At 68.0% G+C, this 23597-nt stretch carries 24 protein-coding genes, 1 other RNA gene and 1 riboswitch; of the genes, 17 read left to right on the top strand and 8 right to left on the bottom strand.

The features are described from left to right. Nucleotides 1-19: 19 nt before the first annotated feature. From AC1DB8_RS04470 to AC1DB8_RS04450, 5 genes are all read left to right on the top strand, one after another. Nucleotides 20-3829 carry a multifunctional oxoglutarate decarboxylase/oxoglutarate dehydrogenase thiamine pyrophosphate-binding subunit/dihydrolipoyllysine-residue succinyltransferase subunit gene (locus tag AC1DB8_RS04470; protein ID WP_476892273.1) on the top strand — a complete coding sequence of 1270 codons (3810 nt, stop codon included), beginning with the start codon at nt 20-22 and terminating at the stop codon, nt 3827-3829. Between the two features lie 94 nt (nt 3830-3923). Continuing rightward, a complete protein-coding gene (locus AC1DB8_RS04465; protein ID WP_441417315.1) occupies nt 3924-4523 on the top strand; it encodes a GDSL-type esterase/lipase family protein in 600 nt (199 codons plus the stop codon). A gap of 157 nt (nt 4524-4680) precedes the next feature. After that, the gene (locus tag AC1DB8_RS04460; protein ID WP_441417314.1) at nt 4681-5508 is read left to right on the top strand and encodes a DUF4097 family beta strand repeat-containing protein; all 828 of its coding nucleotides are present in this window, start codon (nt 4681-4683) and stop codon (nt 5506-5508) included. Beyond that, entirely contained in the window at nt 5508-6119 is a 612-nt protein-coding gene (locus AC1DB8_RS04455; protein WP_441417857.1) for a PadR family transcriptional regulator, read from the top strand. The genes AC1DB8_RS04460 and AC1DB8_RS04455 overlap by 1 nt, the downstream gene beginning before the upstream one ends. A gap of 95 nt (nt 6120-6214) precedes the next feature. Further along, nucleotides 6215-6289, top strand: coding sequence for a 50S ribosomal protein bL37 (locus AC1DB8_RS04450; RefSeq protein WP_104061284.1), 75 nt, complete (start codon nt 6215-6217; stop codon nt 6287-6289). A gap of 101 nt (nt 6290-6390) precedes the next feature. On the opposite strand, the gene rsrA is transcribed toward AC1DB8_RS04450, so the two are convergent. Together rsrA and AC1DB8_RS04440 are read right to left on the bottom strand one after the other, a co-directional pair. Then, nucleotides 6391-6663 carry a mycothiol system anti-sigma-R factor gene (gene rsrA / locus AC1DB8_RS04445; protein WP_441417313.1) on the bottom strand — a complete coding sequence of 91 codons (273 nt, stop codon included), beginning with the start codon at nt 6661-6663 and terminating at the stop codon, nt 6391-6393. Next, on the bottom strand, nt 6660-7577 hold the full coding sequence (locus AC1DB8_RS04440; protein ID WP_441417312.1) for a sigma-70 family RNA polymerase sigma factor: 918 nt from the start codon (nt 7575-7577) through the stop codon (nt 6660-6662). Before AC1DB8_RS04440 ends, rsrA begins: the two co-directional genes overlap by 4 nt. A gap of 190 nt (nt 7578-7767) precedes the next feature. Here AC1DB8_RS04440 and AC1DB8_RS04435 point away from each other — a divergent pair, with 190 nt between their 5' ends. The 10 genes from AC1DB8_RS04435 (at nt 7768) to AC1DB8_RS04390 (ending at nt 17154) form a co-directional block, all read left to right on the top strand. Then, on the top strand, nt 7768-8316 hold the full coding sequence (locus AC1DB8_RS04435; RefSeq protein WP_441417311.1) for a DoxX family protein: 549 nt from the start codon (nt 7768-7770) through the stop codon (nt 8314-8316). 7 nt (nt 8317-8323) lie between these two features. Next, a complete protein-coding gene (aroA, locus tag AC1DB8_RS04430) occupies nt 8324-9712 on the top strand; it encodes a 3-phosphoshikimate 1-carboxyvinyltransferase (RefSeq protein ID WP_441417310.1) in 1389 nt (462 codons plus the stop codon). Beyond that, the gene (rsgA, locus tag AC1DB8_RS04425) at nt 9696-10811 is read left to right on the top strand and encodes a ribosome small subunit-dependent GTPase A (protein WP_441417309.1); all 1116 of its coding nucleotides are present in this window, start codon (nt 9696-9698) and stop codon (nt 10809-10811) included. The genes aroA and rsgA overlap by 17 nt, the downstream gene beginning before the upstream one ends. 68 nt (nt 10812-10879) lie before the next feature. Beyond that, nucleotides 10880-11692: a histidinol-phosphatase gene (hisN, locus tag AC1DB8_RS04420; protein ID WP_175321887.1), complete on the top strand. Its 813-nt coding sequence runs from the start codon at nt 10880-10882 to the stop codon at nt 11690-11692. 89 nt (nt 11693-11781) lie between these two features. Further along, a riboswitch (SAM riboswitch) is annotated at nt 11782-11895 on the top strand. Nucleotides 11896-11929: 34 nt separating this feature from the next. Then, nucleotides 11930-13357 carry an aminotransferase class V-fold PLP-dependent enzyme gene (locus tag AC1DB8_RS04415; RefSeq protein ID WP_441417308.1) on the top strand — a complete coding sequence of 476 codons (1428 nt, stop codon included), beginning with the start codon at nt 11930-11932 and terminating at the stop codon, nt 13355-13357. Between the two features lie 72 nt (nt 13358-13429). Then, nucleotides 13430-14221 (top strand): class I SAM-dependent methyltransferase, encoded by a 792-nt coding sequence (locus AC1DB8_RS04410; RefSeq protein WP_441417307.1) that lies wholly within the window; start codon nt 13430-13432, stop codon nt 14219-14221. A 95-nt stretch (nt 14222-14316) separates the two neighbouring features. Then, nucleotides 14317-15612 (top strand): Nramp family divalent metal transporter, encoded by a 1296-nt coding sequence (locus AC1DB8_RS04405; protein ID WP_441417306.1) that lies wholly within the window; start codon nt 14317-14319, stop codon nt 15610-15612. 10 nt (nt 15613-15622) lie between these two features. Continuing rightward, nucleotides 15623-16336: a metal-dependent transcriptional regulator gene (locus tag AC1DB8_RS04400; protein ID WP_476892272.1), complete on the top strand. Its 714-nt coding sequence runs from the start codon at nt 15623-15625 to the stop codon at nt 16334-16336. Continuing rightward, nucleotides 16337-16786: a fluoride efflux transporter FluC gene (locus tag AC1DB8_RS04395; protein ID WP_441417305.1), complete on the top strand. Its 450-nt coding sequence runs from the start codon at nt 16337-16339 to the stop codon at nt 16784-16786. Next, complete coding sequence (locus AC1DB8_RS04390) at nt 16783-17154, top strand: fluoride efflux transporter FluC (protein ID WP_476892271.1); 372 nt, start codon at nt 16783-16785, stop codon at nt 17152-17154. Before AC1DB8_RS04395 ends, AC1DB8_RS04390 begins: the two co-directional genes overlap by 4 nt. On the opposite strand, the gene AC1DB8_RS04385 is transcribed toward AC1DB8_RS04390, so the two are convergent. Then, nucleotides 17151-18569: an MFS transporter gene (locus AC1DB8_RS04385; protein WP_476892270.1), complete on the bottom strand. Its 1419-nt coding sequence runs from the start codon at nt 18567-18569 to the stop codon at nt 17151-17153. The two genes, AC1DB8_RS04390 and AC1DB8_RS04385, sit on opposite strands and share 4 nt — an antisense overlap. A 110-nt stretch (nt 18570-18679) precedes the next feature. Here AC1DB8_RS04385 and AC1DB8_RS04380 point away from each other — a divergent pair, with 110 nt between their 5' ends. Both AC1DB8_RS04380 and AC1DB8_RS04375 read left to right on the top strand, forming a co-directional pair. Beyond that, nucleotides 18680-19051, top strand: coding sequence for a hypothetical protein (locus AC1DB8_RS04380; RefSeq protein WP_476892269.1), 372 nt, complete (start codon nt 18680-18682; stop codon nt 19049-19051). Nucleotides 19052-19102: 51 nt separating this feature from the next. Continuing rightward, a complete protein-coding gene (locus AC1DB8_RS04375; protein ID WP_261375082.1) occupies nt 19103-19237 on the top strand; it encodes a hypothetical protein in 135 nt (44 codons plus the stop codon). A gap of 100 nt (nt 19238-19337) precedes the next feature. Here AC1DB8_RS04375 and ssrA read toward each other — a convergent pair. The 5 genes from ssrA to ftsE all read right to left on the bottom strand — a co-directional run bounded on the left by ssrA (nt 19338) and on the right by ftsE (nt 23482). After that, nucleotides 19338-19706: a transfer-messenger RNA gene (gene ssrA, locus AC1DB8_RS04370) on the bottom strand. 128 nt (nt 19707-19834) lie between these two features. Further along, complete coding sequence (smpB, locus tag AC1DB8_RS04365) at nt 19835-20305, bottom strand: SsrA-binding protein SmpB (RefSeq protein ID WP_441417300.1); 471 nt, start codon at nt 20303-20305, stop codon at nt 19835-19837. Nucleotides 20306-20344: 39 nt separating this feature from the next. Then, nucleotides 20345-21751 carry a peptidoglycan DD-metalloendopeptidase family protein gene (locus tag AC1DB8_RS04360; protein WP_476892268.1) on the bottom strand — a complete coding sequence of 469 codons (1407 nt, stop codon included), beginning with the start codon at nt 21749-21751 and terminating at the stop codon, nt 20345-20347. Nucleotides 21752-21776: 25 nt separating this feature from the next. Further along, nucleotides 21777-22691, bottom strand: a complete 915-nt coding sequence (ftsX, locus tag AC1DB8_RS04355; protein WP_476892267.1) for a permease-like cell division protein FtsX — start codon at nt 22689-22691, stop codon at nt 21777-21779. Beyond that, a complete protein-coding gene (ftsE, locus tag AC1DB8_RS04350; protein ID WP_476892266.1) occupies nt 22688-23482 on the bottom strand; it encodes a cell division ATP-binding protein FtsE in 795 nt (264 codons plus the stop codon). Before ftsE ends, ftsX begins: the two co-directional genes overlap by 4 nt. Between the last annotated feature and the right edge of the window lie 115 nt (nt 23483-23597).

The raw sequence follows: 23597 nt of genomic DNA, 5'->3' as shown, positions 1-23597 counted from the left end.
TGGAAGAGGCGTATTTCAAGTGCCAGAGCAGCCTAGCCACCGTCTACCCGAGGAATTTGGCGGAAACGAGTGGCTCGTTGACGAACTGTACGAGCGGTACCAGCAGGACAAGAACACGGTAGACGCCAAGTGGTGGCCGCTTTTCGAGTCCTTCGATGCCAGCGACGGTTCTTCGACCAACGGCGCCTCGGCAACGGCCGCCGCGCACCCTTCCACCCGTGAGCTTCCGGTCGTAGCACCGTCCGCTGCGTCTGCTCCCGCAGCCTCGGCACCGGCAGCCCCTGCTGCCCCGGCCGCCGCCCCGGCCCCTGCCGCTGCGCCCGCTCCCGCCGCAGCCCAGAAGGCGCCGGCCACCGTCGCCCGCGACGGTTCGAAGACCGCCGAGCCCGGCGCCGGCACCCCCATCCCGGCCCAGCTGCCCAAGAACGTCAAGGCCCCCACCGCGCCGGAAGAAGACGTCGTCTCCGTGCTGCGCGGCCCGGCGAAAGCCATCGCGGCCAACATGGTCACCAGCCTGGAGGTCCCCACCGCGACGAGCGTCCGGGCCATCCCCGCCAAGCTGCTGATCGACAACCGCGTGGTCATCAACTCCAACCTCGCCCGCGCCCGAGGCGGCAAGGTCTCCTTCACGCACCTGATCGGCTACGCCGTCATCCGGGCACTGGCCCAGTTCCCCTCCATGAACGTCTACTACGACGTCGTCGACGGCAAGCCCGTGGCCGTGCAGCCCGCGCACGTGAACTTCGGCATCGCCATCGACATGCCCAAGCCGGACGGCACCCGCCTGCTCATGGTGCCGAACATCAAGAAGGCTGAGACCCTCAACTTCTCTGAGTTCTGGCACACCTACGAGGACCTGATCAAGCGCGCCCGCAACGGCAAGCTGACCGCGGACGACCACTCGGGCACCACGGTCTCGCTGACCAACCCCGGCGGCATCGGCACCGTGCACTCGGTCCCCCGCCTCTCCAAGGGCCAGGCCGCCATCATCGGCGTCGGCGCCCTCGACTACCCGGCCGAGTTCCAGGGCGCCAGCGAGAAGATCATCGCGCACAACGCCATCAGCAAGGTCCTCACCCTGACCTCCACCTATGACCACCGCGTCATCCAGGGTGCCGGCAGCGGCGAGTTCCTCAAGCTCGTGCATCAGCTCCTGCTCGGCGCGCAGAACTTCTACGACGAGATTTTCGAATCCCTGCGCATCCCGTACGAGCCCGTGCGCTGGAGCCCGGACCTGCAGGTGGACCCGGCGGACGAGATCAACAAGGTCGCCCGGATCCAGCAGCTCATCCACTCCTACCGCGTCCGCGGCCACCTCATGGCGGACACCGATCCGCTCGAGTACGTGCAGCGCAAGCACCCGGACCTCGACGTCCTGACTTACGGCCTGACGCTGTGGGACCTGGACCGTGAATGGCCCACCGGCGGCTTCGGCGGCAAGCCGATGCTGAAGTTCCGCGACATCCTCGGTGTGCTCCGCGACGCGTACTGCCGCACCACGGGCATCGAGTACATGCACATCCAGGATCCCGAAGAGCGCAAGTGGTTCCAGGACCAGCTGGAGCACCCCTACTCCAAGCCGAGCCGTGACGAACAGCTCCGGATCGTCTCCAAGCTCAACGCGGCGGAGGCTTTCGAGACCTTCCTTCAGACGAAGTTCGTCGGCCAGAAGCGCTTCTCGCTCGAGGGCGGCGAGTCGCTGATCCCGCTGCTGGACGCCATCATCTCTGACGCCGCCGACGACGAACTCGACGAAGTAGCCATCGGCATGGCCCACCGCGGCCGCCTCAACGTGCTCACCAACATCGCCGGCAAGACCTACGCCCAGGTCTTCCGCGAATTCGAGGGCACCCAGGATCCGCGCTCCGTGCAGGGCTCGGGCGATGTGAAGTACCACCTCGGCACCGAGGGCACCTTCACCTCGGACAACGGCAAGGAGACCAAGGTCTACCTCGCCGCCAACCCCTCGCACCTCGAGGCCGTGGACTCCGTCCTCGAAGGCATCGTCCGCGCCAAGCAGGACCGCCTGGACGCGGGCGAGGCCTTCCCCGTGCTGCCGATCATGGTCCACGGTGACGCCGCCTTCGCCGGCCAGGGCGTTGTGGCGGAAACGCTCAACCTCTCCCAGCTGCGCGGCTACCGCACCGGCGGCACCATCCACGTAGTGGTCAACAACCAGGTCGGCTTCACCACGGCGCCGTCCTCGTCGCGTTCCTCCACCTACTCCACGGACGTCGCCAAGATGATCCAGGCGCCGGTGTTCCACGTGAACGGCGACGACCCGGAGGCAGTAGTCCGCATCGGCCAGCTCGCCTACGAGTTCCGCCAGCGGTTCCACAAGGACGTTGTCATCGACATGGTCTGCTACCGCCGCCGCGGCCACAACGAGGGCGACGACCCCTCGATGACGCAGCCGCTGATGTACAACCTGATCGAGGCCAAGCGTTCGGTCCGCAAGCTCTACACCGAGTCGCTGATCGGCCGCGGCGACATCACCGAGGAAGAAGCAGAGCAGCTGCTCCGCGACTACCAGGAACGCCTCGAGCGCGTCTTCGCCGAGACCCACGCCGCGCAGACGTCCCCGATCCCGATCATCACCGCAGATTCCGCCGCGGTGTCCGATCTGGAACGGCCCTCCGCCCAGCAATCCGACTCGGGCATCAGCGCCCCGGAATCCACCGCGATCTCCACCGAGATGCTGGCCCGGATCGGCAAGGCGCACGTCCAATTCCCCGAGGGCTTCACGGTGCACGCCAAGCTCAAGCAGCTGCTCGAGAAGCGTGAGCAGATGTCCCGCGAAGGCGGCATCGACTGGGGCTTCGGCGAACTCGCGGCCTTCGGCTCGCTCAGCATGGAGGGCGTCCCGGTCCGGCTCGCCGGCCAGGACTCGCGCCGCGGCACCTTCGTGCAGCGCCACGCCGTCTTCCACGACCGCGCCAACGGCGACGAGTGGATGCCGCTGGCCCACCTCTCCGACGACCAGGCCAAGCTCTGGATCTACGACTCGCTCCTGTCCGAATACGCGGCCATGGGCTTCGAATACGGCTACTCCGTCGAGCGCCCGGACGCGCTGGTGCTCTGGGAAGCGCAGTTCGGTGACTTCGTCAACGGCGCGCAGACCATCATCGATGAGTTCATCTCCTCGGCCGAGCAGAAGTGGGGCCAGCGCTCGTCGCTGGTGCTCATGCTGCCGCACGGCTACGAGGGCCAGGGCCCGGACCACTCCTCGGCACGGATCGAACGCTTCCTGCAGCTCTGCGCTGAGGAGAACATGATCGTGGCCAACCCCACGACGCCGGCCTCGCACTTCCACCTGCTCCGCCGCCAGGCGTACAGCAGGCCGCGCAAGCCGCTGATCATTTTCACCCCGAAGCAGCTCCTGCGCCTCAAGGCTGCCGCGTCCTCGGTGGAAGACTTCACCACGGGCACCTTCCGCCCGGTCATCCCCGAGCACGAGCAGCTGCAGGCCGACGCCGTCGAACGCGTCCTGCTGGTCTCCGGCCGCCTGTACTACGACCTGCTGTCCACCCGGCAGAAGACCGGCGACACGACGACTGCGATCATCCGGGTCGAACAGCTCTACCCGCTGCCCGCAGCGGAAATCGCCGCCGAGCTGGCCAAGTACCCGAACGCCGACGTTGTCTGGGCCCAGGACGAGCCCGCCAACCAGGGACCGTGGCCGTTCATCGGCCTGAACCTGCCGGATGCGCTGGACCGGCGCGTGCGCCTCGTCTCCCGGCCGGCCTCGGCTTCGACCGCGGCAGGTTCGATGAAGCGCCACGCAGCCGAGCAGGATGCCCTGCTCAAGCAGGCATTCGCACGTAAGTAAGACCAGGCTGCCCGGCCGGAGGTGGAACACCACGACTCCGGCCGGGCAGCTTCGTTTAAGGCTTTGAACCGGCATTGGGAATGAAGAGGTAGTCGTGGAAGATCGGAAGCTGCGGATCGCAGCCGTTGGAGATGAGTTGCTGGCCGGCCTGGGTGACCCCCGGGCACTGGGCTGGCTGGGACGGGTGCTCGCCCGCACTCCCCACGACGGGCTCAGCCTGGAAAGCTACTCGCTGCCGTGCCCGCAGGAAGGCACCGAAGGGTTGGCTGAGCGCTGGCTCGAGGAAGCCGGCCGCCGGTTCGGCCCGCAGCACGAGAACCGCCTGGTGATCGGCTTGTCCGGGCGGGACATCGAGTTCGGCCTCTCCACGGCCCGCAGCCGGCTCAACCTCGCCAATATCCTTGACTCCGCTTCGCAGAACAAGATCGAGGTCTTCGTCGTCGGGCCGCCGCCGACCCTGGACCCCGCCCAGAACCGCCGACTGGGCGAGCTCAACACCGCCTTCGCCGATGTCACCACGCGCCGCAAGCACCTGTACGTGGACACCTTCTCGCCGCTGCTGAACCACGAGCAGTGGCGCCAGGACCTCGCGGCCAACGGCGGAACGCCGGGCCAGGCCGGTTACGGACTGATGGCCTGGCTCGTGCTGCACCGCGGCTGGTTCCAGTGGCTGGGGATCGACGCGCCGGAGTAGGCCGCCGCCCGTCCGGTCCCGCCCGGCGGACCACGGAAGATTCTGTCGCGATATATCTTGACCGCTCAGGGGGCGCGATATATCGTGTTTCCATAGTCGCGATATATCGCAAGCACCGAGGCTCGCCTGATCGCACCCGCCCGCATCCGGAGGAAGCATGGAACAGAATTCGTGGACCGTTACGGGTCCCCAGACGATCGACGTCGACGGCGTCCGCTCGCTCAAGCTCGGCATTGTCCGCGGCCGCTTCGACGTTGTCACCCACGACGAGGACGTGGCCCGGATCGAGGTCTCCGAGGTCGACGGCGATCCGCTGGCGATCAGCCTCACCGAGGGCCGCCTGGAGGTGCGCCACCAGCTCCACGGCCCGCAGGGCTGGTTCAAGAACCTGATGGGCACGGTCAACAACAACTCAAGCAACAGCGTGGTCATCAGCATTGCCCTGCCGGCCGGCGTGGACGTCGAGGCCGGCACTGTCAGCGGCGACGGCATGGTCTCCGGCCTCACCGGGCACACCCGGCTGAACACCGTCTCCGGCTCGGTGCTGGCCGACGGCACCGCGGGCGAACTGGCCGTCAGCACCGTCAGCGGCGAGGTGATCGCCCGCAACCACCACGGCGTCCTGACCGCCAAGAGCGTCTCCGGCGAAGTCACCGCCTCTGGCGAATTCAGCAACATCCGCGCCAACACCGTCAGCGGGGACCTGAGCTTCGACCTGCACGGCTTCACCCAGGACTTCGGCGCCAACTCGGTCTCCGGCGATGTCACCATCCGGCTGCCGCACGACGTCGGCGTGGACATCATCGCGAAGTCGGCCAGCGGCGCGGTGGTGATCGACGACCAGCGGTACGCCCAGCCCGGCGGATCCGTGCAGACCATCGCCGGTCCCGATGCCAAGCTCATGCTGGTCCGGACCAACTCGGTATCGGGGAAGACCTCGATCTTCCACCGCCAGCCCAGCACGGACACCGAAGCGGGGCTGTGATGCCGCCCGTCTTCGCCCACGGCGCGCTGCGGCTGTACCTGCTGGCCCTGCTGGAGTCCGGCCCCAAGCACGGCTACGAGCTGATCAAGGCACTCAGCGACCGCTTCGGCGGCACGTACTCCCCCAGCGCCGGGACCATCTATCCGCGGCTCGCCAAGCTGGAGGAGGAGGGGCTCGTCGCCACGCACACCGAGGGCCGGCGCACCAACTACAGCATCACCCCGGCCGGCTTGGTGGAACTCAACAGGCGGCGGGAGGAGCTGGCCGACGTGGAGGACGACATTTCCGCCTCCGTCCGGCGACTGGCCGACAAGCTGCGGCAGGACATCCGGGTGAACATGCAGGGGCTGCGCGCGGACCTTGCCGCCACGGCCGAGGCGGCCCGCTCCACGGCCCGCAGTGCCGCCTCCCCAGCCGGGGCGCGCTACTCCAAGGAAAGCGACCGCAGGCTGCGGGAGGCCGAAATGCTGGTGCAGTCCTTCCGGGACGATATGCGGGTCGAGCTGCGCCGCCACGCCGGAGCCCGGCCGGTCACCCCAGTCACCCTTGAAACCGTCAAGACGGTCCTGGACCAGGCCCGGATCTCCATCCGGAACTCACTGGAGGGCTGAGCCGCACGACGGCGGCCGCCCGGTTCGCGGCGGGTCCGCCAATGTGGGAGACTTGAGGGCAGCTCTTTTGAGTACCAAGATTAAGGAGGCCAGCTATGAGCAAACGTGCACGTAAACGTCGTGACCGTAAGCGTGGCGGCGCGAACCACGGTAAGCGCCCCAACGCCTAAGCCAAGGCTTGGATATCAAGCTTTAAGCGAAAGACCCCGGAAACCTCACGGTTCCCGGGGTCTTTCGCTGTTTCTTGGTCCTTCGCGGGGCCCGGCGGCGCTCAGGCCTCCGCGTCGGCCTCAACCGCGCGGATCGAGTGGATCCGGTCGAGGATGGAATTCTTGAGATTCTCGGGCGCGGCCTCCGTGCAGGAGCGCTTTACCATCACGCGGATGACGCACTCGAGGTCATACTGCTCGTGGCACTCGGGGCACTCGTCGAGGTGGTCCTTGATCTCGGCGATGTCGTCGTGTGTCAGGGCCCCGTCGAGGTACTCGTAGATGCGCTGCATCCGGGTGTCATCGCAGTCGCCCAGTCCCTGGCAGTCGCTCATTTCCTGTTCTCCTGATTGTTGCTTTCGGCCGCTGCGGCGGGATCGCCCGCGGCTTTGAATCCCCGCTCGGCCGCGTAGTCGGCCAGCATGTCCCGCAGCATTCTCCGGCCGCGGTGCAGCCGGGACATGACGGTCCCGATCGGGGTGTTCATGATGTCTGAAATTTCCTTGTACGCGAAGCCCTCGACGTCGGCGAAGTAGACGGCGAGCCGGAACTCCTCCGGGATCGACTGCAGGGCCCGTTTTACGTCCGAGTCCGGCAGATGGTCCAGCGCTTCAGCCTCCGCCGAGCGCAGGCCGGTCGAGGTGTGCGACTCGGCGCGGGCCAACTGCCAGTCCTCGATGGTGTCCGAGTTCGACTGCAGCGGTTCACGCTGGCGCTTGCGGTACAGGTTGATGTACGTGTTGGTGAGGATCCGGTACAGCCATGCCTTGAGGTTCGTTCCGGGCTTGTACTGGTGGAAGGCGGAAAACGCCTTCGTGTACGCCTCCTGGACGAGGTCCTCGGCGTCGGCGGGATTCCGCGCCATCCGCATGGCCGCGGAGTAAAGCTGGTCGACGTACTGCATCGCGTCGCGCTCGAAGCGGATGCGGCGCTCGTCGGTGGTCTCGGCAGTCGTGTCCAGCGGCTGGCCGGTGCCGTCCGCCGCTACGGTTTCCACGGCTGTTCGTTCCGCGATGGCCTCGTCCGCGGCTGTCGCCTGCGCCGTACTACTGGCGGCGGCTGCCTTGGTGGGCTTGGCGTCGTCGTTTCCGGCAACCTCGTGCATGGCCGCAACGGCCGGATCCATGGTGCTCATTGCGTTCAAGTCTACTGTCACCTTCCGGCGGGTGCTCAAAGCCCCCGTCAGGGCCGCGGCCCACGGGTCCGCGGCGGCTTCATCCAGCAGCCCGGATTCTTTAACCAGAACCAAACCTCCGCCTTCCTGCACTGGCCGGATGACCGGCCGTGCCCATAGTTATTGCGCTGGTTTTCCCGCCCCCATTTCGGCTGGAATCTGTCATGCACAACCCCGCACAACGGGCAAATATTCCGCAAAAGTGCAAGACTAGAACCGGTTCTCCCGCACAGCGTCCGCGGTTCGTCCATCCAGGAGGAAATTCATGTCCTTTGTCCGCTTTCTCGCCCGCCCCATGCTCGCCTCCAGTTTCGTGCTCGCAGGCATGGACAAGCTAAAGAATGCGGATGACACTGCGACACAGCTGTCTCCCCTGCTGCGCCGCGCGGCTGAGTCCCTCCCCTTCCAGGCCGACGAGAAAGTCCTGGCCCGCGTGATCGGCGGCACCCAGGTGGGTGCCGGCGTGTGCCTGGCCCTCGGCAAGGCCTCCCGCCTGGCCGCCACCGTGCTCGCTGTGATCTCGGCGCTCAATGGCTACGTTGAATGGCGCAGCGCGGACATCTCGTCCAAGGAAGGCCGCGACGCCCGGCGCAAGCAGCTGCTGAAGAACGTCTCACTGACCGGCGGGGTGCTGCTGGCTTCCGTGGACACCGCGGGCAAGCCGAGCCTGGCCTGGCGTGCAGAGCACCTCGCCGCCGACGCCCGGAAGACCACCGCACACCTCGCCGCGGACGCCCGGAAGACCACCGGCAAGAAGCTGAAGAAGGCTGACAAGGCGGTCCGCAAGGCCGTCGACCACGCTGTCGGGGCCTAAGACGGCAATGACTGGCACCACCCCCACCGCTGCAGCCCCTTCCCTTCCGGCCGGCGGCGGTCCGCATTGGCGTGCGCCCTTCGCCGAGCGTCCCGTCGACGCCACCGTCACCGTTCCCGGCTCCAAGTCCCTGACTAACCGGTACCTGATCTTGGCCGCCCTCGCGGACGGGCCGTCCAAGCTCCGTGCTCCGCTGCACTCCCGGGACTCGGCCCTGATGATCGAGGCCCTCCGGCAGCTGGGGGCCACCATCACCGAAGTGCCCGGCGACGGCGCCTACGGCCCGGACCTGGACATCACCCCCATCGCCCCGGATGCCGCTGCCGCGGACACCTCAATCGACTGCGGCCTGGCCGGCACGGTGATGCGCTTCGTGCCTCCGGTCGCCGCGCTGCACCGCGGCCGCTCAGCATTCGACGGCGATCCCCACGCCCGAAACCGGCCGATGGGCACCATCATCGAGGCACTGACCGGTCTCGGCGTCGCCGTTAGCGCCCCCGACGGCGGACCGGCGTCGTCGTTGCCGTTTTCCGTCCAGGGAACGGGAGAAGTCCGCGGCGGCCACCTCGTCATCGACGCCAGCGCCTCGTCGCAGTTCGTTTCCGCCCTGCTGCTCGCGGGAGCCCGCTTTACCGAGGGACTCCACCTCGAACACGTGGGAAAGCCCGTACCGAGCCTGGACCACATCAACATGACGGTCGCCGTGCTGCGCGGCGTGGGCGTGGCGGTCGATGACTCGGTGCCGAACCACTGGGTTATTTCCCCCGGCCCGATCCGCGCCTTCGACCAGCGGATCGAACAGGACCTCTCCAATGCCGGGCCGTTTCTCGCCGCGGCCCTCGCCACCCGCGGAACCGTGCGGATCCCCAACTGGCCGGCCGGGACCACCCAGGTCGGCGATCTCTGGCGCGGCATCCTGGCCACCATGGGCGCCACCGTGACGCTGGAGCACGGCACCCTGACCGTGAGCGGCGGCCCGGAGATCAAGGGCGGCGACTTTGACGAAACCAGCGAACTCGCCCCGACCGTGGCAGCCCTCTGTGCCCTGGCCACCGGCCCCTCCCGGCTGAGCGGCATCGCCCACCTCCGGGGCCACGAAACCGACCGGCTTGCCGCCCTCGTCGCGGAAATCAACCGCCTTGGCGGGGACGCCGAAGAGACCCCCGACGGACTCATCATTAGGCCGGCGAAGCTGCACGGCGGCGTCGTGCACAGCTACGCGGACCACCGCATGGCCACCGCGGGCGCAATCCTCGGTCTCGCCGTCCCGGACGTGGAGGTCGAGGACATCGCCACCACGGCCAAGACCATGCCCGGCTTCCCGCAGCTGTGGGGGGCCATGCTCAGCCAGGCAAGCACCGCAGACAAGGACGCCGCCGGTGGCACGCAGCACTGACTCCTGGGACGAATCCGACGTCCGGATCCGCCCCAACAAAAAGGGCTCCCGCCCCCGCACCAAGGACCGGCCCAGCTACGACGACGCCGTCACCGGCCGGATCGTCACCGTGGACCGCGGACGCTACACCGCCGTCGTCGGCGAGGGCACCGCCGACGAACGCAAGATCATCGCGGCGCGGGCCAGGGAGCTGCGCCGCAACCCCGTAGTTGCCGGGGACTTCGTCTCGCTCGTCGGGGACGTCAGCGGCGAACCCGACACCCTGGCCCGGCTGGTCAAGATCCAGGACCGCAGGACGCTGTTGCGCCGCAGCGCGGACGACACGGACCCGATCGAACGCGCCGTCGTCGCCAACGCCGACCAGCTCGTCGTTGTCGTGGCCGCAGCCAACCCGGAACCCCGCACCGGCTTCATCGACCGCGCTCTGGTGGCCGCCTACGACGCCGGCATCGAACCGCTGCTGCTCGTCACCAAGGCCGACGTCAAGGACCCCGCCGAGCTGCTGGCCAACTACCAGCACCTGGATTTCCCGGTGATCATCTCCAAAACCGCGGATTCGGCCGCCTCCGGCATCGACGCCCGCTCCGATGACGGCCTGTCCGCCCGGCTGGACAAGGCCGCCGTGTCGCAGCTGCGGGACTACCTCGACGGGAAGGTCACCGTCATGCTGGGCCACTCCGGCGTCGGCAAATCCACCATGGTGAACGCACTCACCGGCGCCGAACGGGCCACCGGCGGCGTCAACGCGGTCACCGGCCGCGGCCGCCACACCTCCTCCTCCGCGCTGGCGCTGAAGGTCAGCGATGCGCCTGCGGGCAGCTGGATCATCGACACCCCGGGCATCCGCTCCTTCGGCCTGGCCCATGTGGACCCGGACAGGATCCTGCGTTCCTTCCCGGACCTGGCGCCCGGCACCGATGACTGCGAGCGGGGCTGCAAGCACGACGCCACCGCCGTCAATTGCGGCGTGGACGCCTGGGTGCAGGGCGGCCACGCGGGCCCGTCCGGCCCGGCCCGGCTCGCGTCGCTGCGCCGGCTGCTGGGCACCGATCCGCGGCTGGAAGCGCAGGACACCAAGGAACTCGGCAGCGTCTCATAGCCGCGTCTACTTGGCGGCAGCGACGTGGCCTCCCGGTCCGCGGCGCGTTTTGACGGTAGTTTGGAAGCATGAGCCAACCAGCTTCGAGCTACAACGATGACCTGCGCCTTGCCCATGTACTGGCAGATTCCGTAGATTCCCAGACCATGAGCCGCTTCAAGGCGCTCGACCTTCGGATCGAGACGAAGCCGGACCTGACCCCCGTCACCGACGCGGACAAGTCCGCCGAGGAAGCCATCCGCGGGCAGCTGTCCCGCTCCCGCCCGCGCGACGCCGTCCTGGGCGAGGAGTTCGGCAGCTCCGGCCACGGTTCGCGCCGCTGGATCATCGACCCGATCGACGGCACCAAGAATTTCGTCCGCGGCGTCCCGGTCTGGGCCACCCTGATCGCCCTCGTCGACGAAGGCGAACCCGTGGTGGGCGTCGTCAGCGCCCCCGCACTGGGCAAGCGCTGGTGGGCCGCAAAGGGCGCCGGCGCCTACATGGGCCGCTCACTGGCCGCCGCGACCCGGCTGCGGGTCTCCAACGTCTCCCGGCTCGCCGATGCGTCACTGTCCTATTCGAGCCTCGGCGGCTGGAAGCAGCGCGGCAACCTCGACGAGTTCCTCGGACTCACCGAGGAGGTCTGGCGTACCCGCGCCTACGGCGATTTCTGGTCCTACTGCCTCGTGGCCGAAGGCGCCGTCGACATCGCCTGCGAGCCCGAACTCAACCTCTACGACATGGCGGCGCTGGTCCCGATCGTGACGGAGGCCGGCGGCCGCTTCACCTCGCTCGAGGGAGAGGACGGCCCCTTCGGCGGCAACGCGCTGGCGACCAACTCGATCCTGCACTCCGAAGTCCTCAAGCGCCTCAACCCGGGCCTCGACGACCTGCTCTAGCCGGCCACGCCCGAGGCAGCCCGTAACACTACGCTTCATATTCCGCCCTCCCTTTTCCGTGCGACCGGCCATGTCCTAGGCTCGAAGCAGGTCACGAGTGCCAGCGCAAAACCCCGGTTTGCTGGCCGGCAACCCTCCATTCGCGGCGGGGTGCCCCGGGTGACGACCTGGCCGGTCCGGAGCGGACCCGGCAAGCGCGGATCCCCTGTGTGCGGGGTCCTTTTCGAGCGAGGTCCCATGACGACTGCCACCATCCCCACCCACACCACCAGCGCCGGCGGCCCGGAGTTCACCGACGCACGCTTCGACGCCGCCCGCCGGCCACTGTCCGCGGTTTCCGGCGCCGAAATCCTGGCCCCCCTGATCCAGGGCGGCCAGGTCCGGTACGCCAACCTGGACTACGGAGCCTCCGCCCCGGCGCTGTCCGTGGTGTCCGCCTACCTGAACGAGATCCTGCCGTACTACGCCAGCGTGCACCGCGGCGCCGGCTACGCCTCCCAACTGAGTACCTCGGTGTACGAAAACGCCCGGAACATCGTCCGCGGGTTCGTCGGCGGCCGTCCGGATGACTCCGTGATCTTCACCCGGAACACCACCGACGCACTGAACCTGCTGGCCGGCTGCCTGCCCGTCGACGACGGCCGACACACCGGCGAGGTGCTTTACCTCGACATCGAGCACCACGCCAACCTGCTGCCCTGGCAAAACGTCCCGCACCGCAGCGTCGTCGCGGCGCCCACCCTGGCCGGCACCGTGGAGCGGCTCCGGGCGGAACTCGCCCTCGGCGGAGTAAGCCTGCTCGCCGTGACCGGCGCGTCCAACGTCACCGGCGAAATCCTGCCGATCCGTGAGCTGGCCGCGCTGGCGCACGAATTCGGCGCCCGGATCGCCGTCGATGCGGCCCAGTTGGCCCCGCACCGCCGCATCAACATCGCCGCGGACGACGTCGACTACCTCGCCTTCTCCGGCCACAAGCTCTACGCCCCGTTCGGCGCCGGCGTGCTGGTGGGCCGGCCGGACTGGCTGGACGCCGGCACCCCGCACTTGGCTGGCGGCGGCGCAGTACGGGACGCACGACTCGACGCCGTCAGCTGGACCACCGGGCCGGCCCGCCACGAGGGCGGCTCCCCCAATGTCCTGGGCGCGGCCGCGCTGGCCCGCGCCAGCCAGGTTATCGAGGCGCTGGACGAGCAGCAGTGGCACGCCCACGAGGACGCCATCCGTTCCTTCCTGGTCGAGGGGCTGGAGCGGATCGACGGCGTAACGGTCCACCACATCTTCGAGGACACCGGCCGGGAAGGCGGCCCCGGGACGATCGGCGTGGTCAACTTCTCGGTCGCCGGTTACGACGCAGGCCTGGTCGCCGCATACCTGTCCGCGGAGCACGGCATAGGCCTGCGCGACGGCCGGTTCTGCGCCCACCCGCTGCTAAAACGGCTCGGCCTGCCCGCCGGTTCGCTCCGGGCCAGCTTCGGCCTCGGCTCACGGCTCAACGACGCGCAGCGGCTGCTCGCCGGGCTCCAGGAGCTGCGGCGGAACGGCCTGGGCTGGGACTACGTCGTGGACGCCGGACGCTGGGTGCCGGCCAACGACACGCGCAGCTATCCGCACTGGGCGCCGAACACGCCTGGCACCGCTGGCGCAGCCCCCTGCTCCGTCGACTGACCGGCAGCGCAGCCCGGGCCGCGTGCGGTAAATTCGACAGGTACGCACCAGAGCTGCCGAAGGAGATCGCACGTGGCACGCGGCGGCCCCAAACTGCACCACCCCGGACTGCAGGGTGGCCCAAAACTGCAGCACCAGCGGCGGCGGGAGCTCGGGCAGAGCTTCCAGGACGGCGGCGAGCACTACGACCGGGTCCGGCCCGGCTATCCGGCGGATTCGGCCGATTGGCTGATCCCGGCCGGGGCCCACGACGCCGCCGACCTGGGCGCCGGGACCGGTAAGTTCACGGCGCTCCTGGTCCAACGGGGGCTCAGGACCGTGGCCGTCGATCCGTCCCCGGACATGCTCGACCAGCTGCGCCGCGCCCTCCCGGAAGTCGCCGCCGTCGAGGGTACCGCCGAACACACCGGGCTGGCTTCGGGGGCCTTCGACCTGGTCACGGTGGCCCAGGCCTGGCACTGGTGCGATCCCCTGCTGGCCAGTACCGAGGCGGCTCGGATCCTGCGGCCGCACGGCGTTCTCGGCCTGATCTGGAACCAGCTCGACACCTCGGTCCCCTGGGTGCACAGGCTGTCCCGGATCATGCATGCGGGGGACGTCCACAAGCCCCACTTCACGCCGCCGCTGGGACCGGAATTCATCGGGCTGGAGAGTCATCTCACCCGCTGGGAGGATCCAGTAACCACGCAGGACGTCATGGAACTGACCAAATCCCGCAGCTACTACCTGCGGGCAGGCGAGAGCACCAGGGCCAAGGTGCTCGCTAACCTCGACTGGTACCTGCACGAGCACCTAGGACACACTGCCGGGCAGCTCCTGCCGCTTCCCTACCTGACGCAAAGCTGGCGTGCCGTCAAAGCCTGAGGTTCCCGCATTGCACTGACCACGCCGCGGCGCCTATTATTTCGGTGTGCCTAACTTATATTTGTAGGCACTCAGGAACTTCTTGGGAGCCCGCAGTGCTGGACGTAGCCGGACACGAACCCCTGCCCGCGGGGAAACCGCCTGCCCGCAGGATCAGGGGTAGCCGCCGGGCTTTGCTGGGCCTGCTCGGCCCGGCGTTCGTGGCTGCCATCGCCTATGTGGACCCCGGCAACGTCGCCGCCAACCTGACGGCCGGGGCACAGTACGGTTATCTGCTCGTCTGGGTCCTCGTCGCCGCCAACGTCATGGCGGTGCTGGTCCAGTACCAGTCCGCCAAGCTCGGCATCGTCACCGGCAAGAGCCTCCCGGAGATCCTCGGCGAGCGGCTCCGGCCGGCCTGGCGCCGCGCCTTCTGGGTCCAGGCCGAGATTGTGGCCGCAGCCACCGACCTCGCCGAGGTGGTGGGCGGCGCGGTGGCCTTGTACCTGCTCTTCGGCCTTCCGCTCCCCCTCGGCGCCGTCATTGTGGGCGGCATTTCGATGGCCCTGCTCGCCGTGCAGAGCCGCAACCAGCAGCGCCCCTTCGAGTTCGTCATCATGTTCCTGCTGGGCATCATCACCGTCGGGTTCCTGGCCGGACTGTTCATCAGCCCGCCGGATCCGGGCGGGTTCGTGGCCGGGCTTGTGCCTGGCTTCCAGGGCCCGGACACGGTGCTGCTGGCCGCGAGCATGCTCGGTGCCACGGTGATGCCGCACGCCATCTACGTCCACTCGGCGCTCTCCCGGGACCGGCACCGCCCGGATCCGCATCTGCATGTCCCGCCGCACGCCATTGCCCGGCTGATCAAAGCCACGCGCTGGGACGTCGTCGCGGCGCTGGCCGTCGCCGGCATCGTCAACATCGGAATGCTGCTGCTGGCCGCGTCCACGCTGGGCGGTGAAGACGGCACGGACACGATCGAGGGTGCCCACGCCGCCATCACAGCCAACCTCGGCCCGGTGGTCGGCGTGGTCTTCGCCGTCGGCCTGCTTGCCTCCGGCCTGGCCTCCACCTCGGTGGGCTGCTACGCCGGCGGAACCATCATGCAGGGCCTGCTCAAGATCCGCATTCCGCTGATGACGCGACGGGTGCTGACCCTGGTCCCCGCCGTCGTCCTGCTGGCCGTCGGCTTCGACCCCACCTGGGGGCTGGTGCTCAGCCAGGTTGTGCTCAGCTTCGGGATTCCGTTCGTGCTGGTCCCGCTCGTGGTGCTGACCAGCAGCAAGCCGCTGATGGGCCGGTTCGCGGACGGCATGACCCTGCGGGTGGCCGCCGTCGTCAGCGTGATCCTGGTAGTGGCGCTGAACCTGGTCCTGCTGTGGCTCACCTTCACCGGTGCCGCCGGACGGTAGGCTTGGGGCTGTGAAGACCAGTCCGCCCTCCTCCTCCATTGAGGACTACGTCAAGGTCATCTACTCCTTCACGGAGTGGCAGGACAAACCCATCACCTCCACCCAGCTGGCCCAGCGGCTGGGCGTCGCGAATTCCTCGGTCTCCGAGATGGTCCGCAAGCTCAAGGACCAGGGCCTGGTGGACCACAAGCCCTACAGCGCCGTAACCCTGACCGAGGACGGCGTGCGGCTGGCCCTCTCCATGGTCCGGCGGCACCGGCTGATCGAGACCTTCCTGGTCCAGGAGCTCGGCTACCGCTGGGACGAGGTCCACGACGAGGCCGAGCTGCTTGAACACGCCGTCTCGGACACCTTCATCGAGCGGATGTCCGCCAAGCTCGGCAACCCGGTCCGCGACCCGCACGGCGACCCCATTCCGGCCGAGGACGGCTCGGTCCTGATGCCGCCGGCCTACCGGATGAGCGAGCTCGACGACGGCCACACCGGCCGGATCACCCGGATCAGCGACGAAAACCCCGAGCTGCTGCGCTACCTCGCCGCCGAACAGATCGACCTGGACTCCGACGTCGAAGTCCTGGGCCGGAAGCCCTTCGGCGGCCCGCTCGTGGTCCGCATCGGCGCCCGCGGCGAGCTGCGCGAAATCGACCTCGCCGACGAGGTGGCCTCCGCGCTCTGGGTGCACAGCGACGCGGCCCATTCCGGCTGCAGCGTCGAGGGGCGCTGAATGGAAGCGTTGGATGCGGAGCGCCGCCCGGCAACGGTCGCGACGGTTCCCGGCTGGCGGGCATGGGCGGCAGTCGCCGTCGGCGGCCTGATCGGAACCGAGCTGCGCTACGGCGCGGGGCTGGTCTTCCCCGAGGCGGCAGGCGCCGTGCCGTGGACCACGCTTGCGATCAACGTCCTGGGGAGCTTTGTCCTGGCCGCCCTGACCACCATCTGGATTGCCCGGCCGCGGACAGCTTTCTGGCTCCGGGCGGGCCTCGGCCCGGGGCTCCTTGGCTCCTTCACCACCTTTTCCGCGCTGGCCCTCGCCGTCGACCAGCAGATTCGCGGCGGCTTCCACGCCGTGTGGCTCGCCTACCTCGGCTTGTCGCTGGTCCTGGGGCTCGGCGCGGCGGCGGTCGGCTGGAAATCGGGCAAAGCGCTGGCCGACCTGAGCGGCAGGGCACAGTGACCGCCGCCCTGCTGGTGGGGGTCTTCGGAGTGGCCGGCGCCCTGGCCAGGTTCGCCGTCGACTCCTGGTTCGCCCACCGGCCTGGACCCCACCCGCACTGGCCCTGGGCCACCCTGGCCGTCAACGTGGCCGGATCCTTCATCATCGGGCTGTCCCTCGGGATGACGCCGCACCTTGGGCTCGGCCCCGAGTGGCAGACGGCGGTCGCCAGCGGCCTGGCCGGAGGCCTGACCACGTTCAGTTCCTGGACCACGGCCACCATCCGGCTGGTCAGCGAAGCGCGCTACCGGGCCGCCGCCCTGAACGTGGCCGCGAACCTGGCGGCGGGGCTGGCGGCGGCCGCCGTCGGCATCGCGCTGGCCGGCTAAGCCGGCTGGGTAGGGGCGTCCCCTCCCCCACTGTCCGCGGGTTCCCTCGGCGGGTTCCTGATCCCGACGGCGGACGCCGCAGCGCCCGCGACGAATAGCGCGGCGGTGACCGCCGCCGTGCCGTGCAGGCCCGACGTCGTGATCACCGGTCCGGTGATGAGCCCGGCAAAGGCGATGGTCACCAGGCCCGCGATGCGGGCGACGGCGTTGTTGACGGCCGAGCCGATCCCTGCTTCTTCAGGATCCACGGCACCCAGGATCGCGGAGGTCAGCGGCGCCACTGTCACGGCCAAACCGAGTCCGAAGACCACCAGCCCGGGAAAGACCTGTCCGAAGTAATCCAGCGGCAGGCCGATCCCCAGCATCATCAAAAAGCCCGCCGCGCACAGCAGCGGCCCGGCCGTCATGAACCAGCGCGGACCGAAGCGGCCGGAGAGAGCCCCGATCTTTGCGGAGAGCAGGAGCAGGATCAAGGTGGAGGGCAGCAGGGCGATGCCGGCTGCGGTGGCCCCCAGAGCGGCGACCTGCTGCAGGAAAAGCCCCAGGACGAAGAACCCAAGGTTCAACGCCCCGTAGATCACCGTGGTGGCGACGTTGCCCCAGCCGAAGTTGCGGATGGCGAAAAGCCGCAGCGGCATCATCGGCGCCGGGGTCCGCCGCTCGTGGAGCAGGAACCCGGCCAGGCCGGCAATCCCAAGGACCAGCGGCAGCCAGACCTGCGGGGCGCCCCAGCCGAGGCTCCCGCGTTCGATAAAGGCGTACACGACGCCGCCCAGGCCGATGATCGCCAGGACGGTACCCGTGACGTCGATCGTGCTGCCGGGCGCGCGTCCCAGATCCAGTTCGCGCAGCTTGCGCAGGGCCGGCCACACGGCAACCGCCGGGACGATGTTGAGGAAGAAAATGACCCGCCAGGTGAACACATCCACGGAGATGCCGCCAAGCACCGGGGCCGCCACGATGGCCCCGGAGGTCCACGCGGACCACTTGCCGATCGCGGCGGACTGGGCCGGGCCACTGAACACCGTCACGATCAGGGCCAGCGAGCTGGGCACCAGCAGTGCTCCGGCGACGCCCTGCAGGCCGCGCGCCACAATCAGCGACTCCCCGCTCCAGGCGAGGCCGCAAAGCACGGAGGTGGCGGTGAAGCCGGCGAGGCCCCATTGCAGCACCCGGACCCGGCCGAACTGGTCCGAGAGGGAGCCGGCGACCAGGATCAGCGCCCCCAGCGTTAGCAGGTAGGCGTCCACCACCCATTGCTGGACCACCAGGCCGCCGCCGAGTTCACGGCTGATCGCCGGGAGTGCAAGGTTGACCACCGAACCGTCGAGGAAGGCGATGAAGGACGCGACGATCGCCACGTACAGCACGCGCCTCTCAAGGCTGGACAGGGCTGTGGCGGGGGTGCCGGACATGGCTGCTGCCTTCCTCACTGCCTGCCGGACGGCGGGCACCGGGTTTGGGATGAGCCTAGCACCGGCGGCCGGCTGACTGCCGGTGTGCCCGGATCCCGTAAAGTTAAAGGATGGTTACGAGACGCGAAGCTGCCCAGGCCCTTGATATTCCGCTGGAAATGGCACACCGTCACGGCATTCCGTCCCGCCTGTCCGAGGCCGAACTCGGCGCCCTGCTGGACAGCCCGCCGGCCTGGCTCCTCCAGTCGAGGGCCAACCGGACGGGCAAACGCCCGGTCTGGGTCCAGCTGACCTGTGCCGTGTGCGGCTTCTCCGAAACGGCCCGGCCCAAAAAGTGGTGGCCGGAGTTCAGCTTTGTCTGCTGCGCCCACCATGCCCCGCACGAGCGGCCCGCCCTGGAGGCCGGGCTGGTCCGCAGCGAATATGAGGGCGTCGGCAGCCGCTTCATCGGCATCGTGGACGTCGCGGTGCCCGAGGCGTAGCCTTAAAAGCACGGGCTCATCCCGGGCCCCCCGCCTTTAGGGAGCGCGCAAATGCCTGACAAGTCGCCGCACCGGCACCTTACGAAGAAGCCGGTCAAAACCATCAAGGAAAAACGGGCCGAGAAGAAGGCCAAGCACATCGTGGACGAGCACACCGATCCGGTGGCGCACATCAAGAAGCGCTAACCCGCCGTCCAGCACAACAAAGTCGAGCACAACAAAAAGGCCGGAAGCTGATGCTTCCGGCCTTTTGCTACGGGGTGGAGCTCCGTTGCCGGCGCTCCCTATGTGGAGATGGGGGGAATTGAACCCCCGTCCGATGTCGTGTTGTCAGGGCTTCTCCGGGCGCAGTTTGCGTCGGATTTTCTCGGCCCCAGCCATGCTGCAAACAGCTGGCTGATCCGGGCCCAGTCATCAAAGAGTCCCGTTCACCCCGATGACGGAGGTAAACAGCAGTGGCTATCTAAATGACGCCAGGATCCGGGGCAATAGCAACCTCGGGCTGACGGACTGTCTTACTGCTTAGGCAGCGAGAGCGAAGTCAGTGCGTTTTGATTCGGCACTTATTGGTTTGCAGACAGCGTTTACGAGATAATTCTGCATCCTCGGCCCGCTTCACCTGTCGCGACTAACATCGTCGAAACCGATCATCCCCGTATTTTTTTATCAAACCGGTCAGGTGCCCGCCGATCCGCCTTCGCGGGTTCAGCCGGTTCCTTCCCGGACTACCAATCATAACGCAAGGCCCGCCGGATTCATTCCCGCGGGTTTGGTGCACCTTGCCTAGCGCCTGTTCCGCTCGCGCATCACGCGCAGGGCCTCACGCTTGTCCTGCTGCTCGCGCAGCGTCTGGCGCTTGTCGTATTCCTTCTTGCCCCGGGCGACGCCGATCTCCACCTTCGCGCGGCCGTCCACGAAGTACAGCTGCAGCGGCACGATTGTGAAGCCGGATTCGCGGATCTTGTGCGAGATCTTGGTCAGCTCGTCGCGGTGCAGCAGCAGTTTGCGACGCCGGCGCGCGGCATGATTGGTCCAGCTCCCCTGGTGGTACTCGGGGATGTGGATGCCCTCCATCCACAACTCGTCGTTGTAGAAGGTGCAGAAGCCGTCAACCATGGAGGCATGGCCCTCGCGGAGGGACTTCACTTCGGTGCCCATGAGCGCGATACCGGCCTCATAGGTATCCATGATGTGGTAGTCGTGCCGGGCCTTGCGGTTGGTGGCCACTACCTTCCGGCCACTTTCTTTAGGCACGGTAAAACTCCTTAGTCGATGGATCGGGTCAGTTCCAGTTTAGAGCAGGCCCATCGGGTCGACTGCCTGGCCGTTGACCCAGGTCTCGAAGTGCGAGTGGCAGCCGGTGGAGTTGCCGGTGGTCCCGGAGTATGCGATCAGCTGACCCTGGCTCACCTGCTGGCCGTCAGAGACCACCACAGAGGTGTTGTGGTAGAAGATCGTGGTCAGCGAGTTGCCCTGCACAACGCCGTGCGAGATTTTCACGTGGTTGCCGCCGCCGTCGTTCCCCCACCCCGCCGAGAAGACCGTGCCGGCCGCCGGGGCGTAGACCGGGGTGCCGCAAGCGGCGCCGAAGTCGATGCCTGTGTGCATGTAGCCGCCCTGGCCGTAGAAGTCGATGGTGCCCGGCGGCGTCGCGCGCCAGCCGAAACCCGAGGTGATCGGGACGCCGTTGAACGGGCTGCGCAGGCCGAAGGCCGACACCGGTCCCGGCGGGGCCGGGACGTAAGGCGCCGGCCGCGGCGCAACCTGGCCCTGGGCCCGGGCCGCCGCGGCGGCCGCAGCGGCGCGGGCCGCCGCGATCCGGCGCTGTTCAGCTTCCCAAGCCTCGCGCAGCTTCCGGTCGCGTTCGACGATTTCGGCCGCGACGGCGTCCTGCCGGGCTTTGACCTGCGCGAGCTGGCCCTGGATGGCGGGCTTGGCTGCCTGCAGCTGTTTGTTCAGCCGGGTGGTGTCGGAGATCAGCTTGTCCACCGTGGCCTTTTTGGCCGCCGCCTCGTCGCGTGCCGCCTGCTCCCGGACCAGCGCCGCGTCAGCCTTGGCCTTGAGGTCCGCGATTTCGGCTTCCACCGCCTGCAGTCGCGCCTGGGAGTTGACGTTCGTGGCGTTCTGCTGGGTCAACTTGTCCATCGCGGTGTTCTGGCTGCGCAGCGCCTGGTCCGCCAGGTCGATGGTGTCGGTCAGGCTGCCGTTGTTCGAGCCAAAGAAGAGCGAGAGGTTGGACGGCACGCCGCCGGACTTGTAAGCCTGGGTGGCAATCTGCCCGATCAGCTTGCGGGTGTCGGTGATCTTCTTCTGGTCATTCGCCAGCTGCTGGGTGATTTTGGCTTTGTTCTGCTGGGCCAGGTTCACGCGGGCAGCGAGGGCTTCAACCTCCTTGACCGCACCGGCCACACGGCCCTGGGCGTCAAGCAACGCCTGCTGGGCACCGGGAAGCTGGCCCTGGTAGAGCACCAGGTCGCCTGCCGCTTTGGCGATGCGTGCGTCCACGAACTCCAACGAATGCTGGACCCGCTCGGCCTCAGCCCTGAGCGCAGCCTGCTGGTCTTCGAGGGTGTCGGCGAACGCCACCGGGGTCGAAGCGCCCAGGTTGGCCGCGAGGACGAGCACCACGGCGGCGCTGATCAGGCGGCCGCGGCGGAGGGTACGGCGGGCCGGATCGGTGCGTCGGACCATCGGTTTCATGAGCATTCCTCTTCGTTGCGCAAAGCTAGACCCTCAGGTAGCGGCGGAGGGTCAGGAGAGATGAGGTGCCGGCCAGCAGCACACCAAGGCCGATCAGGGCCGGCGCCAGGAGCAGCGTCTGGGCCGGGGAAATGAAGGCAGTGTCCGGATACTGTTTGGACAGGACCCCGCCGAGGAAGAAGTGGGCGACGGCCCACAGCGTGCCGGAGGCGAGGGCCGCGCCAATCACGGCCGCGATCACGCCCTCCAGGATGAAGGGCAGCTGGATCACCATCTTCGACGCGCCCACGAGGCGCATGATCCCGGTTTCCCGGCGGCGGCTGAAGGCGGAGAGCCGGATGGTGGTGGCAATCAGCAGGATGGCGCAGACAATCATCACACCGGCCACGCTGACCGCCACCAGGGAGGCGGCGTTCATCGCGGAGAAGAGCCGTTCCAGCAGCTGCCGCTGGTCGATGACGGACTCCACACCGGCCTGCGAGGAGAAGTTCTCGCTGATGACCTCATACTTTTCCGGATCCTTCAGGTTGATCCGGAAGGAGGCCGGGAGCTGGTCCGGGGTGACCGAGTCAACGATCGGCGAGTTGGAGAACTGCTCCTTGAAGTGCTTGTAGGCCTCGTCCTTCGATTCAAACTGGAAATCGTTGACGTACTGGGCCACGGACGGGGACTGCAGCAGCTGGCGCAGGTTGGCCTGCTGCTCCGGCGTCGCCGGGCCGGAGGCGCAGCCTGGCGCCGTCGAACCGTCGCTGCAGAGGAAGACGGCGACCTGGACCTTGTCGTACCAGTACCCCTTCATCTGGTTGATCTGAAGCTGCAGCATGCCGGCGGCACCCACGAAAGTCAGGGATACGAAGGTCACCAGGATGACGGAGACCACCATGGACAGGTTCCGGCGCAGGCCGCTGCCGATCTCGGCCAGGATAAAAGCGAGTCTCACAGCTTGCCCTCCCGTGCGTGCTGGGCCTCGCCGTTGGCGGCGCCGACGTCGGACGGCTCGCGGCCGCTCGCGTCCCGCAGCCGGCGGGATTGTCCCACTACCGGGATCATCGAGGTGTACAGGGCCCGGGCCTCGTCACGGATCACGACCCCGTTGCGCAGTTCCACTACGCGTTTGCGCATCTCGTTGACGATGTCGTCGTCGTGGGTGGCCATCACCACGGTGGTGCCGTTCTGGTTGATCTTGTCGAGGACGCCCATGATGCCCATGGAGGTCGTCGGGTCGAGGTTGCCGGTGGGCTCGTCCGCCAGCAGGATGCCGGGACGGTTGACGACGGCGCGGGCGATCGCCACGCGCTGCTGCTCACCGCCGGACAGTTCGTGGGGCAACCGGTTTTCCTTGCCTTCGAGGCTGACGGTCTTGAGGACTTCGGGGACGGTTTCGCGGATGACGCTGCGGCTCCGGCCGATGACCTGCATGGCGAAGGCAACGTTGGCGAACACGGTTTTTTGGGGCAGCAGGCGGAAGTCCTGGAAGACGACGCCGATCCCCCGGCGCAGCCGCGGCACCCGCCAGCTGGAAATCTTCGCCACGTTCTGGCCTGCGACGTAGACGGCCCCTGAGGAGGCGCGGTCCTCTTTCAGCACCAGGCGCAGGAAGGTCGATTTGCCGGAGCCGGAGGCACCCACGAGGAAGGCGAACTCGCCACGGTCGATCTCAAGGTTGATCGAATCCAGCGCCGGTCGCGCGTTCTGGTCGTAGACCTTGGTGACATTTTCGAAACGGATCATGGCCCTAATACCCTGCAGGAGCCGGGCATCTTTCAGACCAGTTCTGCTGCCGGGGCGCGGGCTTTCTTTTGGGGGAAGTAGGGCACCGGCCCCTCGACTATACGCACGGGTAACA

The organism is Arthrobacter sp. 10N410 (assembly GCF_056394945.1).
The sequence above is the reverse complement of the archived record's forward strand: the minus strand, read 5'-3'. Positions and strand labels throughout refer to the sequence as shown.